We start from the raw sequence: 21,959 nt of genomic DNA, 5'->3' as shown, positions 1-21,959 counted from the left end.
GCCTTCCAAAGGACCTGGGTTAAATCTGCTCATTCTGTCTGTGAATGGCTGGTTCCTCATAGGCATCCATAAAATCCTCCCCCAGACGCACCACCTCATCTGCAAAAGCTATAGCCTTGATTTCCGTAAGCACTGCCACCGCCTTTTTGAAGCGCAGTCTTGGGAAAAAATTCAGCACCTCCATAGGCACCTTTGCATCAAACTGAGGATACTGTGGAAAAAGCCGTCTGTAATCCAGCTCATCTCTGGGATGCGGCTTTAAGAATACCGTGCCCTCCTTCTTGTACCGGTCTGTGATATCCCTGAAAATCCTCTCCCGGACGGGAAGGCTGCACAATGGGTCTGTCAGCACCAGGATTTTATCTCCAATTCTGCTGCTTTCCTCTATCTGCTTTTCAAGTCCCTCCTTATCCCGGATAAAGGCCTTTAGAATCATTTCCCGGTCCGGAGCATCCAGCCTGTCAGCCAGCTCCTGTCTGGGCTTTTCTATATACCGGGGACAGGGATATTTTATGGCGGAAATATCATTGACCTCCATATCCAGACAATATTTTCCGTAACCGTTCTGTACAAAAATCAGGTTCAGCCTTCTGGACAAAAAGGCCTTCAGGCCAAAATGCCCCCTGTTGTCATACCTGGCCGCGTCAAAATTTTTCAGGCAGTTAAGCCCATCCTCCAAGGCATGGTAATAAATTTTCTTCTGATTCAGATAATAGCCTATCGGGTCGGAATCGCAGTACACATAAATGTCCTTATATTTACGAAAATCCACCGGAATGTATGGCTCCTCCAGTCTGGCATAAAGTCTGGTAAACCGTATCCGGTTGATGAGATTTTGAAGAAAGTTTCCGCTGTCCTTTCGGAATCTGGCAAGCTGTGGAAAAAAGTCCTCTCTTTTTTCGTCAAATTCCACAACGCCGGCAAAGAGCCCCGTGCCTTCCACCCGGCTTTTCAGCTCCTCAAAATCATTGGACATTTTTGAGAGCACAAGCACAGCTTGTCCCCGCATTTCCTTCGGCAGATTCAGCTCCTTCAAAAAGGTCACATATACATGATAGTAGGTATGGCAAACGTAAATCCTGTCATTCATGGAAAAATTCTCCTGCATTCCCTTCATTCTAGCACAACTTAGGCTGGTAGTAAAATACATCTCCCATTTTTCAAAAATTCTTAAGGGATCCGGTACAGCCAGATTCCCCAGAAGGAGGTCTCTGTCTCATAATATCCCATACTTTCAAGCCCCATACGCTCAGCATCCACTATCTCCCCTCCGGAAAACAGGTATTCGCACCCAAGGGCCTTTAATGCCTCCATATCAAAGTCCAGATTTTCATAGACCACACCGGAGCCCTTTTCCAGATTCCAGTAGGTTCCCGTTACGCTGTTAAACAGATAGCAGCGGCTTCCCCACTCATCAAAATAAAGCCGCGCCCCTTCATTTTTTCTAAGCTCCTCAGCGATAACCTGCCGAAAGCGGTGCTTATACTCCAGAGGATAATTGTTGGAATAACCGTCTGCCGTGTAAAAGCCGTGCATCAGAGAGGGCGCAGGGCTCACGCCAAGATGTGCCACGCGATATTCTTCCATATTCCTTCCTATGGCATCCTCCAGCTGCTGCATCAAATCCTCCGCATAATAGCTCTCCCATGTAACATATCCGGTTACCCCGGAGCCGTTGTTTATCTGATTTACATTCCTGTAAAAAGACGAATTTATCTTCACAGGCTGAAACATGGGAAGCAGAATAAGAGCTGCCACAGCCAGTCTGAGAAAGGTTTTATTTTTGCCCGTCAAAGGCCTTAAGGCCAAAGCCAGCTCCAAAAGCCAGCAGGAAGGATACAGCCAGTAATATCTCTCCAGCTGAAAATAGCGTAAAAAACCGCTCAGGCTGTTTTTGAAGTCTGCAACAGGCTGGGATTTGCACACACCGTAAAGAAGAGCAACTGCTCCCAGGGCCATCAGCCCCGCCACAGCCTGCAGAAACTGCCTCTTTTTCTCTCTGTCCATACGTCTATAACAGATGCCGTTCCATAAAAGGAGAACGCACAGGGGAATCAGCATATATTTGTGGTAGGAGGGCGCATGCTGGGCACTGTTTAAAAAGACCTCCTTTACCGTTTCCCAAAAAGGCTGTCCATAGTTGACCAATTCCTCCCTGTGGCTGACATACTCCGCCTCCCCCACAAGCAGCTGGACAAAAAGGCTCCAGTTCACTGCAAGATAAATACACAAAAGCAGGGCAAAGCCTCCGTACACCCAATAATTATGCTTTTTCTTTAATATCATCCACACAAGCCGCAGCGCCCAGAGACTTAACACCACATAGCCTATAAGCACCAGATGGGTGGTAAGCCCAAACAAAAGCACCAGAAGCAGGGCCGTTATCAAATGCTTCCTCTTTTCCAGACACATCCAGGCAAAAAAGAGCATGGGAACTCCCAGAATAGACAAGCCGTAGACAGGCTGTATGGGCAGCATGCAGAAAAAAGCTCCCAGCACAAAGGACAAAATGCTGCTGCCCGTCAGCTCCCTTGTACAAAAATACATCCCGAAAAAGCCTGCAGCCCACACTACTGCGTATTGCACAACAAAAGCGGTAAAGGTGTTAAAATAGCGGTATAAGGGAATAAACAGCACTGCAGAGGGCTGCATGCCGCTTTTGTTGATCCCGCCCAAAAGCTCCGGGAAAATCTCATCCCCCGTCCACATGTGCCGGGCATTGAGCACATAGGTAAGCAAGGTCTCATCCAGCTGGTCGTGTATCTCAAATACACTTCCCTCCCCCAAAATAAGATACGGCAGAAATGTAATCGCCAAAAGAAGAAAGCCAAAAAGCCACAGCGGAAGATTATCCAGAAAGGCACACGCCTGATTTACTTTTTTCCAAACACCAATCGCTTTATCTCTCATATTCCGTCTTTTATAAATAAAGTCCTCCCTGTAAAAGTACCCTGAAATAATCTATACCGCAAATCAAATGCAGACCGTATGCTCCCCACTGCACCCACAGCTTCCAGGGCTTTAGATTACGGGCAAGAGTACTTTTCATAAGAAGGAGTCCACTAGTCACAAACAAAAAGAAAAGTCCATACATATATCCCCATGCAAAATTCAAATGTGCCATGCGATAGCCCTTTTCATACAAAAAAGCCAGTGTCAGAAAACCCATTCCGTACAAAAGCCAGGCAAACAACAGATTTTTCTCCTGTGCAAGCCGCCTTCTGTGAAACCAACTCACAAGCACCGGAAACAACAGATTACTGGCCACAGCCAGTGGAATATTAGAGCAGGCCTGGGACCAGGCGGTGAAAAAACCGACGCCAATCCCTTTTTCCTCAAGAACCGTCCCCGTAAAAACATCGCTGTACTGATACAGCAATACCCCAAAAGTTGGCAGGAAATAAATTCCCAGTTGGAAAAAGGCCTTCACTCCCCGAAAGCGTCCCGCTGCCAGCCTTACCAGCATTACACTCCCCGCAGAAGCTACGAGTATCAACGTAAAGCTGGGCTTAGTCAAAGTAGCCAAAAAAAGAAAAACCGAAAACAACCCGTAGTCTCGATTGACCCAACGGTTTTTGCCTTCATATTCCCTCAGGCAAAAACAGCAGAGAAAAAAAGCCGCCACTGCAAATGGTCTTGCCGCCAGATAAGTGGCATTGTGATAGGGATTAGGAGAAAAAACTCCTTTATAGCGATATAGGTATCCTTCTCCCATCTCCTGATAATTTCCCAGGTAGGTCAAGGGATACAGCATGGAAACCAAAAGCAGCGTAACGGCTATTGCCGTAGCTGCAGCTCCCCGCTTCCAGTCCTGTCCTCCCCTCACCTTCAGTGCACTGTCGGCAAACCATTTCAAGGAAAGCAGTGTCAGCCCGTTAAAAAATGTCACAGTTACTGCCATGGCATGCTCCGGCGTAGTAAAACGAGCCAAAATACCGGCAACCCAGAACATCACAGGATAGGGAAAGGAAAAGCCGGAGTCTATCCCCTGTATCTCTACAATGTACGCCCCCATGTCCGATGGATACCTTCCGCCATAGGCCACCGTCTGCCGGTGAAACAGAAACAATGTCACAAGCAGGTAGAAAAGAAACACCACCCCGAATACCAGAATATTAATTTTGTCCGCTCTCTTTCTGTTTCCCATACCATCCTCACCTAAAAATGCACAATGATATAATCTCCCATGTCCACTACCGAGCCCTCCGCCGGAAACTCAGGCAGCGTCAGAGAGTATTCCTCCGCAGCAGCGTAATCCCCGTCTAAGAGGGGCACAAGCTCATGGCCGTGCATGGCGGCAAAGCGCACCAGCTCCTCATCACTGTCAAAGGCATATCTGCCCCAGTCGATCACAGACAAGGAAGGGGTCTGGGCCACCCACACACCGTAATCCCGGTAAAACTTTTCCAAAAGATGCTCGTCCACCAGGGAGGTAATCCGAAGCATTTGATAGAAGGTTTCCGAGTTATACTCCACGTAGGCATCCGCAATAATGCTTTTGGGAATCTCATAGGTGCCCGTAAATACCACCGGCTTAGAGGTATCAAAGTCCTTCTCCAGAACATAGACCACCTGATTCATGGTGTTTTTGGCGTCCTCATACTTCAGGTAATCCACATAAAACCACCGGTTCATATCCGCGCACTGGTTCCAGAGAATCACACAAAGTAAAGCCGTGATTACAGCCCTCGGCGCTTTCTTTAAAAAGAGCTTCCGGGCCGCGTACACAAGCACCAAAGCGCCGTATCCGCAGATCACAGGCAAAAACTGAGCCGCCCGGTACAGTGTGGCCTTTCCCTCTACAAATGCAAGCAAAAAAGCTGCCAGAAAAGCCCCTGCGCACAAAAGGAAAATCCACGGGTCCCTCTTTCGTATGCTCCGGTAAAGGCTGAAGCTGACAATCACCGCCGATGCAAGCACAAATATCTTAATTGGGTAGTAGGCCAGAGCGAACACCCCATACATGACAAACATCCGCTTTAACACCATGGCAAACTCGCCAAGCGCTCCCGGCGCAAGCATCCAGGAAAGCATCTCCCCTATGGAACGCTGCACAGCCTCCTCTTTCAGGTATTCCAGCCCAAAGACCGCCGTCACACCCGCAATCATAAGGCTTCTTAACACAATGGCCAAAACTGCGGCTGCCGCCCCAATCCCTAGTGCAGGCAGTATTTTTCTTTGAAGGCTTGCAAAGCGCTCCGACAAAAGAAAAAGACACAGCCCCAAAAGCCATACTGTCATAAAGGATTCATAGCAGCCCAGGGCAGCCCACAAAAACAGCACAGAGCCTGCAAAAGGCCCAATACATTTCCCACGCTTTAAGCCCTCTCTGAAAAAGCACAGGCTGACGCCACAAAACAGATATCCCAGCGCAACCCCATTGTGGAGATAATAAGTAAACACCTCACTTAAGAGGGGGCAGGACACAAACAGACAGGCGAACATGATATATCCAAGCTTTGGTACCGTCTCTCCCAGAATGCTGTAAAACAAAGCGCACCATACCGTCACTGCGGCCATGAGGATCAACACCGCCGCCAAGTCTGTGAGGAAGGGGGCATAATCCCCGATATCCAGCACCTGATTCAATAAAAACAGCACCCATCTGCCCACGATGGCTGAAAGCCCCTCCTCAAAATAATAGGCATAGGGCGTATCGTCTATACCTACGGCAGAATGGGTTACCAGATAGCCATAGGAAAAAAGCGCCGAAAAGCCAAGGAACAGCAGATACACTTTGTTTTTATAAAATTCCTGGATATAGATAAGCCACTTTTTCATGCAAAAATACCTCCGCCGCCTTTCAGGAAAGCCCCGTCTTGGGAATCAGACGATAAATCACAAAATCATAATACATATAGTGAAAGCTTAAGGCCTCCTCATAGTCGTACCGCTCCGCCATCTGATCGGGCTCATTCCCCGCAAAGCAGATATACCAGAGATTCCCCTGAATGCTTTCCAGCTGGCTAAAATCCGTCAGCGCCTCTGTATTGGCAAAGGGAAGGCTGTAGAGCTTATAGCCATAAAGAAAATACTGAAGCTGCGGATGGTACACATTCAGAAAAATAGTATGGGTATAAGGCCCGATGAAGGCGTCCTTTTCCGTGACCTCCTGCGCAACAAACTCCTCATAGACTGCAAGCCCATTGTCATATTCCAAAGAAAGCTCACTTCGATACTGCAGCACAAAGCACAAAAGGGCAGGCACCAGAATACAGACCCTTCGTATGGGGAATTTTCTGACAGCGCCAATATCGTCCTGGGCACAGGCCCGGCTCATTCCCACTGCATAAAACAGCATGAGAAATCCAAAGCCCGGAAAAGCATACCGCCCCAGAAAACAGTTATTGATAAAAACAGAAATCAAAACTCCTGACAGCACGGTAAGACCCAGGGCAAGCATTCCCACCGCAGGAGCGTAATTGCGCCTGCTTTTCATCCAGTCCACCGCATAATACCCCAGCACCACCAAAAGCCCCATGCCAAGAAACACCACCAGTCCAATGGGCGTTTCCAGGGCAGAAAACCACTCCTTGCAGTAATCCATAAAGCTGTAAATGGTGGGCCTCTCCGTTACGGACCCTGCATCGTAGCGCATCCGAAGCAGCATCTGGCGCAGGGTCACCAAAAGCCATGGAGAAAACACAACAGACACCACAATGCCGCTTATGAAAAAGGGCTTCAGCTTTTTCTTCTGTCCGCTGTATAGAAGAGCACCCAGAAACAGCAGATAGAATAAAAAGGTCTGAATCAGGGCAAAGGTGTGGCAGTATACCGTACAGATACTTGCCACGCAGAAAATGATCCATTTCTTTCGGATTCCCCCATTCTGCGGATCTGTCAGAAAAATATCATAGGCGGAAAGTCCCGTGAGGGTAAGGCAGAAAAGGGCAAGGGCATACATACGCACGTTTCCCGCCTGCACGGACATGATGGGCATCAAAAGGGAAAACAGCATAAACCATACCGATATCTCTTCCCCAAAAAGCTTCTTTACATAATATTTTCCCAAAAGCATATACCCCATCATAAACAAAAGGGACATAAGCTTCAGGCCATAAAAATGGGTGCCCCCGCCAAAGAGATGATAAAAGAGCTTTAACAGCACATAATAAAAGGGGGAGTGATCATCCACAGCAGTAATATAAATCAGCCTTTTCCAGGGCAGTGCAACCATGGACGCAGAGTAGGCTTCATCATACCAAAGCTGATTGGTGATGCAAAGCGCCCCCCAGAGGACAAGCGCCGCCACAGGGAGAAAGTGCCACAAAAAGCGCTGTATTTTTATTTTGTTCATCATAACCGGTTCCTTTCAATATGCTACATTATACCCCAGCAGTATTTTCGAAGCAAGTTAGTCTATCATTTTTTCTCCCAATATGGTAAAATCGGAGGACAGAGGCATTCTCACAGAAGGGGCAGATGAAATATGAAAAAACCAAAATCACCTTTTAAAATACTTCTCCGGTGTGCGGCAGCATGCGCCATTGCAGCGGCGGCAGCTTTTCTTTTTCTGTATCTGTCCACACCCGCCAAGAAACGGGAGGATTTCAAACGCATTTCCTCTCAGAATTACGACAGCGTCTTACTCTCCATGTTTCCCGCCTCTTTGTACGATCCTGAGGATTTTGCCGTCTACCGGGGCATGACCCTGCTCAAGACCGGCTATGAGATCCCGGATGCCTCCACCTTGGACGAATATCTAAGCCGTATTGCAAAATCCGGCAATTCCATAAATACCATTTACCTGGGCGTCCTGCCAGAGCAGATCACAGCCAGTGAGCTGTCCGCGATTTTGGAAAAATATCCTTCCGTGATTTTTGAGGTTATCCCGGCATACCCTTCCCTGTCGTATTTGTCCGGTCTCTCTTCGGAGGAATTTTCCTCCCTCTGCGCCTCCTATGAGGAGCTGATTTCCCCTTTTCTTGGTTCGGATAATATTCACTTTTTTTCCTTTTTTGCCCAGGAATGGTTTATCTCCAATCCTGCCAATTATCTGACGGATTTTGAGGTCACCGAGGATATTTCCCGGCTGGTCATGCTCAATGCAGACAGAGACCACCCCTACCTTCTCACTCAGAAAAATTTTTCCTCCCTTTTTGAGGATTACAGGGCTTTGGCCCAGACAGCGGCCGAGAGCACAGAAACTATGCCCGATTTGTCCCAATGGACCGTGATTTTCTTCGGCGACAGCATCATAGCCAATTACACGGATTCTACCTCTGTTCCCGGTGTGTTAAGCGGCATCTCCGGGGCTTCGGTTCACAATCTTGCCGTTGGCGGCGCAAGCGCATCCTGGGATGAGAATGAAAGCACATCCTTTCCTCATGTAGTGCAGTCCTTTTTGGACAGCGGCTCCCCTGGAGCAAAAGAGGCGGACAGGCTTTGTTTTGCAGTTAATTTCGGTCTCAACGACTACTTTATCGGACTTCCGGCGGACGACGATGCAGACCCCTATAACAGCAAAAGCTATGCCGGGGCTTTGCGCCTTGGCGTAAAGCTTTTAAAGGAAGCCTTTCCCGATGCCGATATTTTTATCATGTCCCCGAACTTTACCAGTTATTACGGCTACGGAAGCATCCCCCAGAGTGAAAATGGAGGAACCCTCAGAGATTACGTGGCTGCGGCCAAGGAAGCCGCTGCTGATATGAATGTGCATTTCTTAGATAATTATACAGAGCTTGGCATCAACAGGACGAATTCCACCAGCTATCTTCTGGACGGATGCCATTTAAACGAGGCCGGAAGGTTTTTGTTTGGCACACATCTGGCAAAAGCCATAGCCGGACTGTAAGCTTGAAATTGCTCCCCAAAACATTAATCTCCAGGAAAGGAATCTTCTCCCATGAAACAGAAGCTGAAAACCTATTATCCTTATATTTTTCTTTTACTGGCCCTTTGTCTGTTAATTATCCTGAATCTATTTTTCCAGGATCACTGGCTGGACTCGGATATGGCGGCAGAAATGATTTTTTCCAGACTTCTGGCCCAGGAAGGGCATATTTTTGCATCCCCTGACTGGTGCTATTCCACCGAATTTCGATTTTTGTATACCCATCTGATTATGGGTCCCCTCTTTCGGATTCTAAACAACTGGCATGCTATCCGCACCATTACAAACCTGGTATTTTACGGTCTTTTGCTGGTATCCTATTTCTATTTTTTAAAACCCCTGAAGGTCTCCCCCAAAGCAGCAGTTCTCACCTCCCTTCTGCTTCTCCTTCCCTTTTCGGAGACCATGATGCTTCATATGCAGATCGGCAATACCTATATGTCCCATGTGATCATTGTATTTTTCTATTTCGGGATGTTTTTAAGGCTCTGGAACAGCCACAGAAAAATGACCTGGAAAAAGGCTTTGCTCCTTTTTCTTTACCTGGCCCTCTCTGTGGTGTGCGGCATCTCGGGAATCCGCTACCTGTTGGCGATGCAGTGCCCTTTGGTGCTCACCGCCTTCCTCTTCTGCGTGCGCTCCACGCAGTTTCAGGAGCTGCGCCGCTCTCCCTCCCGAACGAAATTTTACGCTCTGCTTTCCGGAAACAGCGCCGCCAGCTTTTTTTACAGCCTTCTTGGCTTTGCAGGCAGCATTTTAGGTTACGGGGTCAATGTGCTCTACATCAGCAGGCATTACAGCTTTCAAACCTACGAGTCCACCAACTTTATTTCCATCTATGACGGTGTGCTGCTTACGCGCCTGCAGAACGCGCTGGGCGCGCTGCTCATGCTCTTTGGCTATATCCCCGACAGAAGCGTGCTGTCCCTGCGGGGGCTGATTTCCATCATTTCCTTCCTATTGATCGGACTTTTTATTTATTGCACCGTAAAATGCTTCCGGCGCACCGAAGGCTCCTCCTTCTTTGTGGTTTTGTTTCTGATTACCGCTTTCTTTGTAAACTGCTTTGCCTTTGTTTTCACCACAAGCACTCTGGTGCCCCGTTACTATATCACGGTGTTTATTTTTGTGCTGCCAGTTCTGTGTTTGTATTTTACAAAGGAAGAGCTCGTGTTTGACAAGGCTGTGACTGCACTGCTTTTAGCCGGCTGCCTTCTGTTAAGCACCGGAAAAACGGTGCTCTCAGAGATCACGGTGGACAAAAACGCGGCTAAGCGCCCTGTGGCGGAATTTCTGGCAGAAAACGGCTATCACTTCGGCTATGCCACCTACAATAACGCCAACATCATCACGGAGCTTACCAACGGCCAGGTGGAAATCGCCAACATCTGGGACCCGGAAAATCTCAATGATTTTAAATGGTCCTCCCCCATGAAATATTACGAAGCGGATTATCATGAGGGCAGCGTCTTCCTCCTGCTCACTCAGCAGGAGGCTTCTGCCTACCAAAACGCGGCCTCTGTGCAAAACGGCCAGGTAATCTATGAGGATGACAGCTATCTTGTGCTTTTGTACGATTCCGTGAAGGTTTTGAAGTCCTATGGGGCTTCTGCCTCTTAAGAGCGCTCCAGCGCCGCAATGCAAATGCAGCGCCCGCGCTCCCAGAGGAAGGACTATACAGAAAGCCGCCTCAGTGCTATACTTGTAGCAAAAGACTGCAAAGAAACGAGGAAAATGATCATGGAAAAGCTGGCAATCAACGGAGGCACCCCCGTGCGGGAAGTTCCTCTAAGCTATGGAAGACAATATATTGATGAGGCGGATATTCAGGCGGTAGCGGAAACGCTCCGCAGCGATTATCTCACCTGCGGACCCCGGACAGAGGCGCTGGAAAAAGAGCTTTGTGCAGTTACCGGAGCAAAATACTGCGTTGCAGTCTCAAACGGCACCGCCGCACTGCATATCGCCGCACTTGCAGCAGGAATTGGGCCGGGAGACGAAGTAATCACCACCCCCATCACCTTTGCCGCTTCTGCAAACTGTATTCTTTACTGCGGCGCAAGGCCTGTGTTTGCCGATATCGATCCCAGAACCTATAACATAGACCCGCAGGCCATCGAAAGGTGCATCAGTCCCCGGACAAAGGCCGTGATCGCTGTGGACTTCACCGGCCAGGCCGCCCAGCTTGACCCCATCCGGGATATCTGCCGCAGACACGGGCTCATCCTCATTGAGGACGCCGCCCATTCCATCGGCACCAAATACAAGGGACAGCCGGTGGGAAGTATTGCAGACATGACCACCTTCAGTTTTCATCCTGTAAAGACGGTTACTGCCGGAGAAGGGGGCGCTGTCACCACAAACGATGAAGCTCTTTACAAAAAGCTTGTGCTGGCCCATGCCCACGGCATCACCAGAGACCGCTCCCAAATGGCGCATCCCACAGACGATCCCTGGTACAATGAACAGGTGGGATTTGGCTATAACTACCGCATCACAGAGTTTCAGGCTGCGCTTTTGTCCAGCCAGTTAAAAAAGCTGGATGCGTTTTCCCGGCGCAGAAAGGAAATTGTAGGGGTCTATAACCAGGCCTTTTCCCAGGTTCCCCAGATTCAGGTGCAGGAGGAAATCCCGGAATCTGACACCACCAGGCATCTCTATATTCTCCGGCTGCGCAGTGAGCTCCTTCGCTGCAGCAGAAGGGAATTTTTTGACGCGCTGCACCAGGAAGGCATCTACTCCCAGGTGCATTACCTTCCCGTATACTGGCACTCCTACTACGAAAAGCTTGGATATGAAAAAGGCCTTTGTCCCCACGCAGAAAAGTATTATTCGGAGGTTATGAGCCTTCCTCTCTACTATTCTCTCACGGACAAAGACCTTCAGGATGTGATTTATGCAGTGAAAAAGATCATCCAGTTCTATCAAAAATAAGCGCCCTGCTGCATTCGGTCGTAAAAGGCCATATCCTGGTCGCTGTACAAAAGCGCATAGCCCGCCTCTTCGCAGAGCCTTGCCACCTCGCCCCCCGGAATGGCTGCAATATAGCGGCTCTTAAGGGACTGGAAGTTTTCCGTCACATACTCGGGATAACAGCAGCTGATTCCCATGCCCTCCGGCAGCGCATATAGAATCTGCCAAGTATCTCCTACTGTACCCTCTTGCGTATTGTCGTACAAAAGCCAGATAGCCACATTCTCAAAGCTTGGAGTCTCCTCCCGCTCAAGCTGCACCTGCTTTGCCAGTTCCTGTCTCCAGGTTTCTATCTGTACCTGTCTTTCTTCCGTCACATAGGGAATTTGATAGTCGTAAGGCTCCACTGCCATATAAGTATAAAAAAATGCGAAGGCGGTTCCCAAGAGGGCTGCCTTTTTATAAAACCGGGTACGCATGAGGCTGACCACAAAAATCCCCACGCCGATAAAGGTCAGCAGATGCTTGCTTCCCTCCGTCAGCTTATACATCAAAAGCAAGGCAAACTGCATTCCCACAAAGCACAGAGCCAGATGGGCTTCTATGATAAAAACAGGCTCTTTTTCTTTCTTTTCCCTTCTCTGTTTCAGGAAATCCGCCCCCGTCTGCCAAAGGAGCACCGCCATCATGAGAAGATACCCGCCAAAGGCCGTTCCTGCCGCCATTCCGCTTCGAAAGCCCTGTATGGTATATCTCAAAAAATCCGTTCCCATCCAATACAGCTTGCTGAAAAAGTAACGCAGTCCCCCGAAAAATCCCCGTTCAAAAAATGCAGTGATCCAGTCCGTAAAAAACAGCGGCGTAAAGTATTCCGCCCCCAGATAATGCTTGATCAGGGCATAGCTTCCTCCCACTGCAGCCAGCACAAAAAGAGAGCCAAAAAGCCCCTTTAGGCCGGACCTTCTCACCCACAGATACACAGGGAGCAGCATAAACAGCAGCATATAAGGCCGCATCAGGGTAAGCACCCCGGACAGCACAAACAAAAGCACCAGCTTATAAATTCTTTCCCTGTTTAAGTAATTCAGGGCCAGCCCGTAAAAGATAATCAGCAGGCTCATACAGATGATTTCCGGCATGCCCGAGAGCATATACCGTACAAAATGGGTATACAGACAGAACAACAGGGTAAGCACCCCCAGCTGCTTCCAGGAGGGCTTTACCAGACAGACAAATAAAACCATTGCCGCTGTCATCAAAACCACATTACAGAGAATGGGGGACATGAGATTCCAGCCAAAAAGCAGCCCCCATAAAATCCAGGGAAACACCAGCACCGGGCTCCACGCCGCAAAGGAAAGCCTTAAGGCATGGCTTTCGTTGAAGCCGAAATACCCCTGGGGATATCCAAAATGCACAATGCCCTCCACCTGCTTGAAGTAAAAAAGCTCGTCGTTCCACTCAGAATTGGGCAAATACACGTCCCAGATGGCTTTCCCCTGTGCGGCGCAGGTGACAACACAGCACAGAAGGGGTAAAAGCCCCATAAGTACTGCCTTTACAAGCAGCTTGTACCGATTTTCCTTCTTCCACCAGCCTACAAATCTTTCCATACAAATGCCGTGTTCCTTTCTATTCCTCTATGCCTATTTTCTCCCGGATAACGTACTGAGGCGAATTGTTCAGGCTGATGTAAATGCGCCCAATGTATTCCCCGATCAATCCCAGCATTACCATGATCATGCCTCCGAAAAACACAATGACAGACATTAAGGAGCTGAAGCCCATGGGGACAGCCGGGTTGATCAGGCGCTTTAAGATGGTATATATGCCGTACAAAAATCCGATGCCCGCAAAGGTGCCTCCCACAGCGGTGGCCATGCGAAGGGGCTTTACGGAAAATGCGGTAAAGCCATTAAACCACAGTCCCAGCAGCTTCTTTAAATTATAGCCGGAGACTCCCTCCTCCCGCTCTCTGTGATGCACCATCACATTTGTAATGTTTTGGGTAGCCCGAAGCACAAGACCGATCACATAGGGATAGGAATTTTCATACCGGATCATATCCTCCACTACAAACCGCTTCACCCCAAAATAACTGGAAAGATACAAGTCCGCAGGCTTTCCCAGCATAATTCTGGTCATCCACTCGTTTACCCTGCTTCCCAGGTTGCGGAAGGCGGAGTGCTGCTTGTGATCATATTTGGCATAGACGGCATCATAGCCCTCCTCCAGCTTCTCCAAAAGCTTGTCCGCCTCCTGTGCAGGAGTCTGTCCGTCATCGTCAAGGCAGATCACATAGTCCCCGTCCGAAAACCGAAGGCCGGCCATCAGCGCCGCATGCTGCCCGAAGTTGCGGGCAAAGCTGATCCCCTTTACATTCTCCCTGTCTTTGCAAAGCTCTCGTATCACCTCCAAGGTATTGTCCGGGGAGCAGTCGTTGACCAGAAAAATGTCATAGGTGTACTTGGAAAGCGTCTCCATCCTCCGGTCGATCTCCTCCACCACATGAGGCAGCGTATGGGCAGATCGATAGCAGGGAATTACAAAACTTACTTTTTTCATTTCATCCGTCCTTCTGTTACGTTCTTTTTTCATTCTTTTTCGTTCATTCTTCCTCAGCGGGATTTAATGCCGCCATCCATACGATATCCCGGTATTTTCCATCTATGCGCACATCATCCCTAAGACTGCCCTCCCGGACAAATCCAGCCTTTTCATAGCTGCGCAGGGCCTGGAGATTATCAGCCAGCGCCCGCAGATAAATCCGGTGCAGCTTAAGCTCCTCAAAGCAGCAGGCAAGCATCAGCTTTGCTGCTGCCGTGCCTACCCCCCGGCCCCTGGCATCTGCCTCTCCGATAAAAATCCCGTATTCCGCCTTGTTATGCTTTCTGTCAATGTCCCGGATATACACGGAGCCCAGGGGCTTTCCTCCTTTTGTGTCACAGATCACAAACTGCAGTGCCTTCCCAGTGTCAATCATGGTGCGAATCCAGTTTTCATGTCCCGCTCTGGTAAAGGGCTCCTGATAGATAAAATTCTTTCGCACTTGGTCGCTGTTTCGCCAGGCTATGATCAAATCCGTATCCTGGGGCGTCATCAGCCGCAAAAAGATTCCCGCTTTGTCGTCTCTGTATTCTTTCTCTAAGTTCTGCATACTTCTCCCTATTTCCGCGCTGTACTGCGCCTTTCTACCCCTGATAGCTGTTGCACAGCTCTATCACCCGGCAGATCTCCTCCTCCCGCATTTCCGGGAACAAGGGCAGCGTCACACAATGCTCTGCCAGATATTCCGCGTTGGGGCAGTCTCCCTTTTGATATCCCAGATATCCATACGCCTTCTGCAGATGACAAGGCACCGGATAATGAAGGTTGCACTCCACACCCGCCTGTGCCATATATGCTACAAAATCATCCCTGTGAGGCACCGTCACCACAAACAGGTGAAACACAGGCTCCGTATTGGAAGGATGGCTCTGCATGGTAAACAGAGGATTGGTTATCTCCTGCAGATAGCGCCTGCCAATCTCCTGCCTTTTTTTCGTCCAGCCAGGCAGATATTTCAGACTGACGGAAAGCACCGCCCCCTGGATTCCCTCCAGCCGGTAATTGTATCCCACTTCGTCATGATAGTAACGCACGTCACAGCCCTGATTCTTTAAGCGGGTGATGTGCCTGTAGTACGCTTCCTTATCGCAGGTGACGCTTCCCCCTTCTCCAAAGGCATACAGATTCTTGCCGGGATAAAAGCTGAAGCACCCCATTTCTCCCAATGTACCCACATTTCTCCCCTCAAATCTGGCTCCGTGGGCCTGGGCGCAGTCCTCCACCACAAATAGTCCGTGCCGGTCCGCAATCTCCTTTACGGCTCCATAGTCAAAGGGCTGCCCGTACAGATGCACCCCTATGATGCCTTTTGTTCTGGAAGTGATTTTTTTCTCTATCTCCCCTGGGTCAATCTCCCAGGTATCCGCCCTGCAATCCACAAACACAGGCTCCGCACCTGTGTAGGTCACTCCCCAGGCTGTGGCAATATATGTGTTTGCCGGCACGATCACCTGGTCTCCTTTTCCCACCCCAAGGGCCAGCATGGCACAGTGCAGCGCCGAGGTGCCGTTGTTTACGCCGCAGGCATACCTTGTGCCCACATAAGCCGCAAACGCTTCGTCAAAGGCATCCGCATATTTTCCTCCGGAAAAGGCAGTCTGGGCGCACACCCTTTCAATGGCCTCCAGGTATTCCTCCCTGTGAGCCTCATAATCCCTGGTCAGATCAATTCTTTTGATGGGTTCGCTCATCACGTCACATCCCTTTCTCAAATATTCTTTCGAATGTTAAATTCCCAGAACAACCTGGCAATCTGCTTCAAGTAGTTAAATATGGTGCGAAACAGTTTCACCGTCGTATTATAGTCCTCTTCCCATTCCACGGGATAATCCAGAATCCTTACGCCCCGTTTCTCCGCCCGCAGCAAGAACTCGATCATGTAAAACCAGCCATTGTCCCGGCTGCAGCCCTTGATCAGGGAAACCGCCGTCTTTTTTCGCACGAAGGTAAAGCCGCAGATGGCGTCGGTACTCTTCATCCCCAGAAATACCTTAAGCAGGATTAATAGACCCTGGGAAGTGATCTTCCGATACCACTTTCTTCCTCTTGTATCTGACGCCTTTGCAAATCGGCTGCCGTTGATATATGCAATCTCCGGCCTTTCCTTAAAAATCTCTATGGCCTCTCCAAGATGCTTGATATTGGTGGAAAGATCGATATCCATATATCCCACAATGTCTCCGTGGCTTAGCTTCACTCCTCTTCGGAAGGCTGCCCCCACTCCCCTGACCGGGATTCTCTCATACTTCACCCGGCTGTAGCGTCTGCACAGCTTATCCGCAATCTGCGGAGTCTCATCCTCGGAGCCATTGTCCACAATCAGGATTTCATAATCGGAAAACCCGATCCTGTCCAAATATTCCACTGTACGGGTGATCCCCTTCTCAAGCCGCAGCCTCTCATTCAATACCGGAAAAATAATGGTAAGCATCATTTTGTCAGTTTTTCCACTCCTTCTATCACATAGCGCTGACGCTTAAAGCTCATATTTAAAATCACCGAAAGATACTTAAAGATCAAAGTTAACAGCACAGAAAGCATAAAAAATCCAAAGCACATGAAGAACATAATAGACAGCCAGCCCTCCACCGGACGCACCGAGCTGAAAACGGACCAGGCCAGATACCCAAACATGATAAGCAAAGCTCCAAACAAAAGAATCGTCACCGCAAGGGACAGCTTTTCCAGAACATCCGTAAAAATCACCAGCGTATCCGCCGCAAGTGTGCTTCTCGCCCCCCGTTCCTCCCTGTTTGCGGCCTTCCTTGCCATATACTTATTATCATACACAATGGTATCCGTTTTTAAACCGCAGTTCATATACAGGGCTTTTCGGTAGGGCACATAAATATTCATCTGGTTTACCCGGTTTACCGCCCTTCTGGAAATAATACGGAATCTTTCTCTTCTTATTTTCCCTTTATAATGACTTCCCCAGTTGTATAGGGCATAGAACAGTCTGGAGGTTATGGGCACTCCATATCTGGGCGCGGCGGCCACCACGTCAAAGCCCTCCAGAGATCTGCGGTAAATCTCCATAATCAGCCCCGGTTCAAAATCCAGCTGGCAGCTGTCAAACTCAAAAATAAAGTCCCCGACCGCCAGATCACAGCCTGCATTCATGGCGTTTTCCACCCCTTGAAAATGGCTGAGATTCACCAGACTCACCACCAGGCTCTGCTTCCTCTCCTGCAGAAATTCTCTTACCTTTTCCACCGTGGCATCCATGCAGCCGTCATTTACACAAATGATCTCGAATTTTTCAAAGTTTTCCTCCATGACGCCACAGATTTCATTCAAAAAACCCTTTACTCGGTTTTCCACATTGTGCAGATAAATCACACAAGACACAAAGTTCTTTTCCCTGTTTTGCATCAGCTTTTCCTTTCATCCGGCCCCAGGGCCTGTATTTTATTCCAAAAATGGGTCCAGATCATACACCGTATTGATCTTGCCCGACAAAACGCTTACAAAGTCCGGATTTCTGGAGGCGTACCGGATCACCGTGGGCCTGGAATCGTCAATCTCCGACGCCTTTAAGATAGGCTTCATGGAAAACAGAGACTTTTCATAGGTGAACGCATACTCGTCCCTGATGTATTTGCGGGCCAGGGCGGACATATATTCCCATGCGCTGTCCGGCCTGTTTGGGCAGTCATTACAGTTGCCCAGAAAGAAGCCCTCGCAGCCGCCTCCTTTTTTGCAGGAAAAATCCGGCGTTTCCCCATAGCTTGTCATGTGCGGTGTAAAGGTAACAGAGGTCAAAGAGTGAAGTCCTGTCTTTCCAAAGGGCATAATGGAGAAAAAAGGCCCATCCATCACCGTCAGCCCCAGGTTTTGCAAAGGTTCTTGCGTTTTGCAGAGTATGATCTCACACAGTTCATACTTAAGGCCAAAGGGCTCTGCATCCACCCCCTCCACCTTTTGGAGCACCTGATTTACAGAGGCATAGGAGGCATTCAGTACAAAGGGAGCACTGTAGCATTCCTTTTTTCCATCCCGCAAGGCATAAATGGTAAAACGGTCCGCTTCTTTGACAATTCTCTGTATCTCCGTATTATAATAAATCCGCACACCCGGATATTTGGAAAGCTCCTCCAGGAAAAAATCCCGCAGAATATGGGCGTCATAGGTGTACTCCTTGGTGAGAAAAGCGCCGTCACAGGTTCCCTCTCGAAAGAAACGTTCCACTGGAAGAGGCATACAGGGAATATCCGCATCCTTGCAGAATTTGCCAAATTCCCTGGCATCCGTCCAGGAAAAATGGGCCGAGGTGGCATAAACCTGTTCAAAATCAAAACGGATGCAGAAAGCATACTCTTCCACAAATCTCTTAAAATAGCCCGCTGATTTTAAGGCGGTGGATAGAGATCTGGGATAATGGTAACCCATATGCACCCTTGCCTGATTGATATAGGTAGCCCGTCTAAAGGGCCCACTGTCAATTTCCAGCACCTCCACACTCTGCCCTCTTTTGGCGCAGTATAAGGCCGCATACAGCCCGTAGAGCCCTGCACCGATAATTAATTTGTCCGTCATATTCCCGTTCCCTCATCCATATTCTTTTTCCCGCACAGAAGCGCCGCAAAGGGCAGCGCCGCCATCACAGGATATAGATAGCGAAGCTGTACCGCAGGCCCTAAAAAAAGCGTGATGTAATACCCGGCAAACAATGCCAGGGGAATACACATTCCAAAACGCCTGTGGACCAGAAGGTATGCCCAAAGAAAAAGCAGCAGCCACAGCCAGGTGCCCGGTACAAACAAATATTTGATCAGAGGCAGCTGCAGATATCCGTTATCATCTGCCCAGCTTTCCAGCCTCTCATGAAGCCACTCCCATTTGGAGTCCTTGTAAATGCCCCGTCCGGCAAGCTCCTCCTCCACCCATCTGGTCTGTACATAACCAAGACCTTTCTCTCCGGAGCCCTGGTTGATGTCTGCGTGGCTTTCGTCAAAGGGAGAAAGATAGCCTGCGTTCAAAGCAAGCGCCGCATTGACAAAATCTCCGGGATACTGCACAAACAGCCGAAAATAGGTCTGGGCAAATTCCAAGGTACGGTAGCGCACCACGTAAGTGTTGGTATGGCTTTTCACAGGGTCCGAGATGGATGGGTTGTATGACAGATAGCCCTGATCCAAAAGAAAGTCGTTGATTAACGCCTTATCCCCTTCTCCCATGGTATTGTCGTCCTCTGAAAGAGCTCCAGCTCCCCCGTGATAGAGCATACACCGGGCAAGCTGCTGAATGGGCATACTCAGCATCTCCCGCTTATCCCCCTGCTGTGCCTTTGTAGCCCAAAAAAGGGCGCTGAGAATCAGATTTCCCAAGAGAAACGCCGTTCCCAGACACAAAAGCAGCCGCCCCCAGAGCTTTCTTCTTTCCTTTCCAAACAAAAAAACAAGCGCTAAAACCGCCAGCAGTACCAGCATAGCATATTTCCCGTTGTTTCGAAATAAAATCATGCCGATTGTGCCAAAAAAAAGCAAAAAATCTAATTTCCCGGGCAATTGCCCGTGCAATTGCCCGTGCGAAAGCCCGTTTTCTCCCCGGCGCAGAATCAGGCACAGCGCCAAAACCTGCAGCACAAAAAAAGCGGAAAATACCGTATCCTTTGTGATGCTGACACTCATATACATATGGAAGGGGAAAAAGACCCCGTACAAAAGGAGCAATATCCTAAGCCAAAGACGCACCCCGCACCGGGTAAGGGCAGCCATCCCAAAAGCAAAGGCAAAGGCCAAAAATAAAAGCTGTAAAAGGGAAAGCGCTGCGATGCCCGCATTTACCTCTCCAAACACTGCCTCCCCCAGGCGCATGGCTCCTTCAATCAAAAGCGTGTGGGCGATAGGATGGTGGTCGTTGTAGCTTCCCGAAACGATCTGCCCTGTCTGAATGGGCATATCGTAGGCGCAGATACCCGGATAATATGCCAGATACCCCGGCAGCCAGAAAAGCACCATAAGCACAAAGGATACCCCAAACACCTTTCCCGGGCTGCTGTGCCAGGCCTCTCCCCACTCCTCTCTGGCTTTTCCGGGACGAAACGCACTTTTGTATACCAAAAAGCAGATGCCCCCGCCAAAGACCGCGCCCCCCACAAGGCTTACCGCAGCAAGGCCCAAAAAGTAAGAACCCGTCCAAAGAATGTTTCCCTGCTCTGTCAGCCTGTGAATGGCGCCGCATAAAAAGAAAAACCAAAAGCCGATGCTGATAAAAATAAAATAAGCAGCCGGTCTGGAAAGCATTTTTTTTCTATCCATGAAAGTCCCTCCGCTCACTCAGGCGTTTTCCTGTTCTCGTGAATCCTGTTGAGCCTGTACTCGAAATCCTTTTTATCCTTTGCAGCCATAACCTCCAGTATCATTCCCGAAAAAAAGGACTGGATTCCGGCCAGCACCATAAAGCCGCATACAATCAGCGTGGGAAATCTGGGCACCAGTCCTGTGTCCAAGTATACGCCGATAATAGGCAGCATAAAAATGAGGGCAATCAGTATAAGAATCAGACCAAGCCCGCCGAAAAACCGAAGAGGCTTATAATTTTTATACAGCTGAAGCATCTTGCGAAGAACCTTAAGCCCATCGCTGTAGGTATTGAGCTTGGACACACTGCCCTCAGGCCGGTCTCTGTACTCCACCACCACATTGTCAACCTGCATATTGTAATTCACCGCATGTATGGTCATCTCCGTCTCGATCTCAAAGCCCTTGGAGAAAACGGGGAAGGTTTTTACAAATTCATAGCTCAGTGCCCGGTAGCCTGTCATAATATCCTTGATGTCCGAGCCGAACAGGCCGTTGATTCCCATGCGCATGAGACTGTTTCCAAAATTGTGGAAGGGTCTTTTGTTCTCCGTGAAATAAGTAGAGGAGAGCCTGTCCCCCACCACCATGTCCGCGTTGCGGCAAAGCACCTTGTCCACCATCTCCCTGGCACAATCCAGAGGATAAGTATCGTCTCCGTCAATCATCAGATAGCACTGGGCGTCAATCTCCCGAAACATCCTGCGAAGCACATTGCCCTTCCCCTGCTTGTATTCCCGGCGCACGATGGCACCGGCCTGAGCGGCCAGTTTAGCCGTATCGTCTGTGGAGTTGTTGTCATACACATAAATCCGGGCCTCCGGCAGTGCTTCCTTTACATCCCCTATCACCTTAGATACCGTCTGCTCCTCGTTATAACAAGGGATCAATACCGCTACTTTATCCATGTGGAGTATATCCTTTCTTTTCCATCCGTTACCCATTTTTAAGAAAAAAGCAAAGGATAATATTGAATTATCCTTAGCATCATGCTATAATTTAATCAGAAAAGGAACAACCGCCCACGAGGGGGTTGACCAAGTTAGCAAGCCAGCAAATGCCACCCTGAACCGACCAAAGTACAAGGGTGGTTTTGCTATGTATAGCTACTTACAAAACGAAAAAACGAAAGTAAGCAATGCCAAAAGGAAAAGACCAAATGTCATTAAATCCTTAAAATCAAAACGATTTTTCATAGGCATCACCCCCATTCTTTTAGAATGAGGCCAACACACCCTGTAACACGATTGTTCCATGAAAAGATTCTATCACATTCTTTTAGTCCTGACAACTAATATACC

At 49.0% G+C, this 21,959-nt stretch carries 17 protein-coding genes; 3 read left to right on the top strand and 14 right to left on the bottom strand.

Going from position 1 to position 21,959, the window contains the following annotated elements:
* Window positions 1–19 precede the first annotated feature (19 nt).
* From SHK35_RS02015 to SHK35_RS01995, 5 genes are all read right to left on the bottom strand, one after another.
* Entirely contained in the window at window positions 20–1,090 is a 1,071-nt protein-coding gene (locus SHK35_RS02015; protein ID WP_318708321.1) for a glycosyltransferase family 52, read from the bottom strand.
* An 80-nt stretch (window positions 1,091–1,170) separates the two neighbouring features.
* The gene (locus SHK35_RS02010; RefSeq protein ID WP_318703004.1) at window positions 1,171–2,910 is read right to left on the bottom strand and encodes a DUF6044 family protein; all 1,740 of its coding nucleotides are present in this window, start codon (window positions 2,908–2,910) and stop codon (window positions 1,171–1,173) included.
* A 10-nt stretch (window positions 2,911–2,920) separates the two neighbouring features.
* On the bottom strand, window positions 2,921–4,147 hold the full coding sequence (locus SHK35_RS02005; RefSeq protein WP_318703003.1) for a hypothetical protein: 1,227 nt from the start codon (window positions 4,145–4,147) through the stop codon (window positions 2,921–2,923).
* 11 nt (window positions 4,148–4,158) lie between these two features.
* Window positions 4,159–5,781 carry a glucosyltransferase domain-containing protein gene (locus tag SHK35_RS02000; protein WP_318703002.1) on the bottom strand — a complete coding sequence of 541 codons (1,623 nt, stop codon included), beginning with the start codon at window positions 5,779–5,781 and terminating at the stop codon, window positions 4,159–4,161.
* Window positions 5,782–5,803: 22 nt separating this feature from the next.
* Window positions 5,804–7,300 (bottom strand): glycosyltransferase family 39 protein, encoded by a 1,497-nt coding sequence (locus tag SHK35_RS01995; protein WP_318703001.1) that lies wholly within the window; start codon window positions 7,298–7,300, stop codon window positions 5,804–5,806.
* 129 nt (window positions 7,301–7,429) lie between these two features.
* On the opposite strand from SHK35_RS01995, the gene SHK35_RS01990 reads away from it, so the two are divergent.
* The 3 genes from SHK35_RS01990 (at window position 7,430) to pseC (ending at window position 11,767) form a co-directional block, all read left to right on the top strand.
* Window positions 7,430–8,794, top strand: a complete 1,365-nt coding sequence (locus tag SHK35_RS01990; protein ID WP_318708320.1) for an SGNH/GDSL hydrolase family protein — start codon at window positions 7,430–7,432, stop codon at window positions 8,792–8,794.
* A 51-nt stretch (window positions 8,795–8,845) separates the two neighbouring features.
* Window positions 8,846–10,453 (top strand): hypothetical protein, encoded by a 1,608-nt coding sequence (locus SHK35_RS01985; RefSeq protein ID WP_318708319.1) that lies wholly within the window; start codon window positions 8,846–8,848, stop codon window positions 10,451–10,453.
* A gap of 120 nt (window positions 10,454–10,573) precedes the next feature.
* Window positions 10,574–11,767, top strand: a complete 1,194-nt coding sequence (gene pseC / locus SHK35_RS01980; RefSeq protein ID WP_318708318.1) for a UDP-4-amino-4,6-dideoxy-N-acetyl-beta-L-altrosamine transaminase — start codon at window positions 10,574–10,576, stop codon at window positions 11,765–11,767.
* On the opposite strand, the gene SHK35_RS01975 is transcribed toward pseC, so the two are convergent.
* Genes SHK35_RS01975 through SHK35_RS01935 form a run of 9 tightly spaced genes read right to left on the bottom strand, consistent with a single transcriptional unit; the run spans window position 11,758 to window position 21,566 of the window.
* Window positions 11,758–13,359: a hypothetical protein gene (locus SHK35_RS01975; protein WP_318708316.1), complete on the bottom strand. Its 1,602-nt coding sequence runs from the start codon at window positions 13,357–13,359 to the stop codon at window positions 11,758–11,760. The genes pseC and SHK35_RS01975 overlap by 10 nt on opposite strands.
* A gap of 19 nt (window positions 13,360–13,378) precedes the next feature.
* Window positions 13,379–14,311 carry a glycosyltransferase family 2 protein gene (locus SHK35_RS01970; RefSeq protein WP_318708315.1) on the bottom strand — a complete coding sequence of 311 codons (933 nt, stop codon included), beginning with the start codon at window positions 14,309–14,311 and terminating at the stop codon, window positions 13,379–13,381.
* A 43-nt stretch (window positions 14,312–14,354) separates the two neighbouring features.
* Window positions 14,355–14,903, bottom strand: a complete 549-nt coding sequence (locus SHK35_RS01965; RefSeq protein ID WP_318708314.1) for a GNAT family N-acetyltransferase — start codon at window positions 14,901–14,903, stop codon at window positions 14,355–14,357.
* A gap of 34 nt (window positions 14,904–14,937) precedes the next feature.
* The gene (locus SHK35_RS01960; RefSeq protein WP_318708313.1) at window positions 14,938–16,044 is read right to left on the bottom strand and encodes a DegT/DnrJ/EryC1/StrS family aminotransferase; all 1,107 of its coding nucleotides are present in this window, start codon (window positions 16,042–16,044) and stop codon (window positions 14,938–14,940) included.
* Between the two features lie 17 nt (window positions 16,045–16,061).
* Window positions 16,062–16,787, bottom strand: coding sequence for a glycosyltransferase (locus SHK35_RS01955; RefSeq protein WP_318708312.1), 726 nt, complete (start codon window positions 16,785–16,787; stop codon window positions 16,062–16,064).
* Window positions 16,784–17,728: a glycosyltransferase gene (locus SHK35_RS01950; RefSeq protein WP_318708311.1), complete on the bottom strand. Its 945-nt coding sequence runs from the start codon at window positions 17,726–17,728 to the stop codon at window positions 16,784–16,786. The genes SHK35_RS01955 and SHK35_RS01950 overlap by 4 nt, the downstream gene beginning before the upstream one ends.
* A gap of 36 nt (window positions 17,729–17,764) precedes the next feature.
* Complete coding sequence (locus SHK35_RS01945) at window positions 17,765–18,892, bottom strand: FAD-dependent oxidoreductase (protein WP_318708310.1); 1,128 nt, start codon at window positions 18,890–18,892, stop codon at window positions 17,765–17,767.
* On the bottom strand, window positions 18,889–20,616 hold the full coding sequence (locus tag SHK35_RS01940) for a DUF6020 family protein (protein ID WP_318708308.1): 1,728 nt from the start codon (window positions 20,614–20,616) through the stop codon (window positions 18,889–18,891). The genes SHK35_RS01945 and SHK35_RS01940 overlap by 4 nt, the downstream gene beginning before the upstream one ends.
* 14 nt (window positions 20,617–20,630) lie before the next feature.
* The gene (locus SHK35_RS01935; protein WP_318702989.1) at window positions 20,631–21,566 is read right to left on the bottom strand and encodes a glycosyltransferase family 2 protein; all 936 of its coding nucleotides are present in this window, start codon (window positions 21,564–21,566) and stop codon (window positions 20,631–20,633) included.
* Window positions 21,567–21,959: the final 393 nt, after the last annotated feature.

It is taken from the genome of Candidatus Acetatifactor stercoripullorum (assembly GCF_944382095.1).
GTDB classification, from domain to species: Bacteria; Bacillota; Clostridia; order Lachnospirales; family Lachnospiraceae; genus Acetatifactor; species Acetatifactor stercoripullorum.
The sequence above is the reverse complement of the archived record's forward strand: the minus strand, read 5'-3'. Positions and strand labels throughout refer to the sequence as shown.

Coding starts and splice junctions, on each gene's coding strand:
- SHK35_RS01950 (WP_318708311.1), bottom strand. CDS start 17,728: ATGCAAAACAGGGAAAAGAACTTTGTGTCTTGTGTGATTTATCTGCAC.
- SHK35_RS02015 (WP_318708321.1), bottom strand. CDS start 1,090: ATGAATGACAGGATTTACGTTTGCCATACCTACTATCATGTATATGTG.
- SHK35_RS02000 (WP_318703002.1), bottom strand. CDS start 5,781: ATGAAAAAGTGGCTTATCTATATCCAGGAATTTTATAAAAACAAAGTG.
- SHK35_RS01935 (WP_318702989.1), bottom strand. CDS start 21,566: ATGGATAAAGTAGCGGTATTGATCCCTTGTTATAACGAGGAGCAGACG.
- SHK35_RS01970 (WP_318708315.1), bottom strand. CDS start 14,311: ATGAAAAAAGTAAGTTTTGTAATTCCCTGCTATCGATCTGCCCATACG.
- SHK35_RS01965 (WP_318708314.1), bottom strand. CDS start 14,903: ATGCAGAACTTAGAGAAAGAATACAGAGACGACAAAGCGGGAATCTTT.
- pseC (WP_318708318.1), top strand. CDS start 10,574: ATGGAAAAGCTGGCAATCAACGGAGGCACCCCCGTGCGGGAAGTTCCT.
- SHK35_RS02005 (WP_318703003.1), bottom strand. CDS start 4,147: ATGGGAAACAGAAAGAGAGCGGACAAAATTAATATTCTGGTATTCGGG.
- SHK35_RS01945 (WP_318708310.1), bottom strand. CDS start 18,892: ATGACGGACAAATTAATTATCGGTGCAGGGCTCTACGGGCTGTATGCG.
- SHK35_RS01995 (WP_318703001.1), bottom strand. CDS start 7,300: ATGATGAACAAAATAAAAATACAGCGCTTTTTGTGGCACTTTCTCCCT.
- SHK35_RS01990 (WP_318708320.1), top strand. CDS start 7,430: ATGAAAAAACCAAAATCACCTTTTAAAATACTTCTCCGGTGTGCGGCA.
- SHK35_RS01985 (WP_318708319.1), top strand. CDS start 8,846: ATGAAACAGAAGCTGAAAACCTATTATCCTTATATTTTTCTTTTACTG.
- SHK35_RS01960 (WP_318708313.1), bottom strand. CDS start 16,044: ATGAGCGAACCCATCAAAAGAATTGATCTGACCAGGGATTATGAGGCT.
- SHK35_RS01940 (WP_318708308.1), bottom strand. CDS start 20,616: ATGGATAGAAAAAAAATGCTTTCCAGACCGGCTGCTTATTTTATTTTT.
- SHK35_RS01975 (WP_318708316.1), bottom strand. CDS start 13,359: ATGGAAAGATTTGTAGGCTGGTGGAAGAAGGAAAATCGGTACAAGCTG.
- SHK35_RS01955 (WP_318708312.1), bottom strand. CDS start 16,787: ATGATGCTTACCATTATTTTTCCGGTATTGAATGAGAGGCTGCGGCTT.
- SHK35_RS02010 (WP_318703004.1), bottom strand. CDS start 2,910: ATGAGAGATAAAGCGATTGGTGTTTGGAAAAAAGTAAATCAGGCGTGT.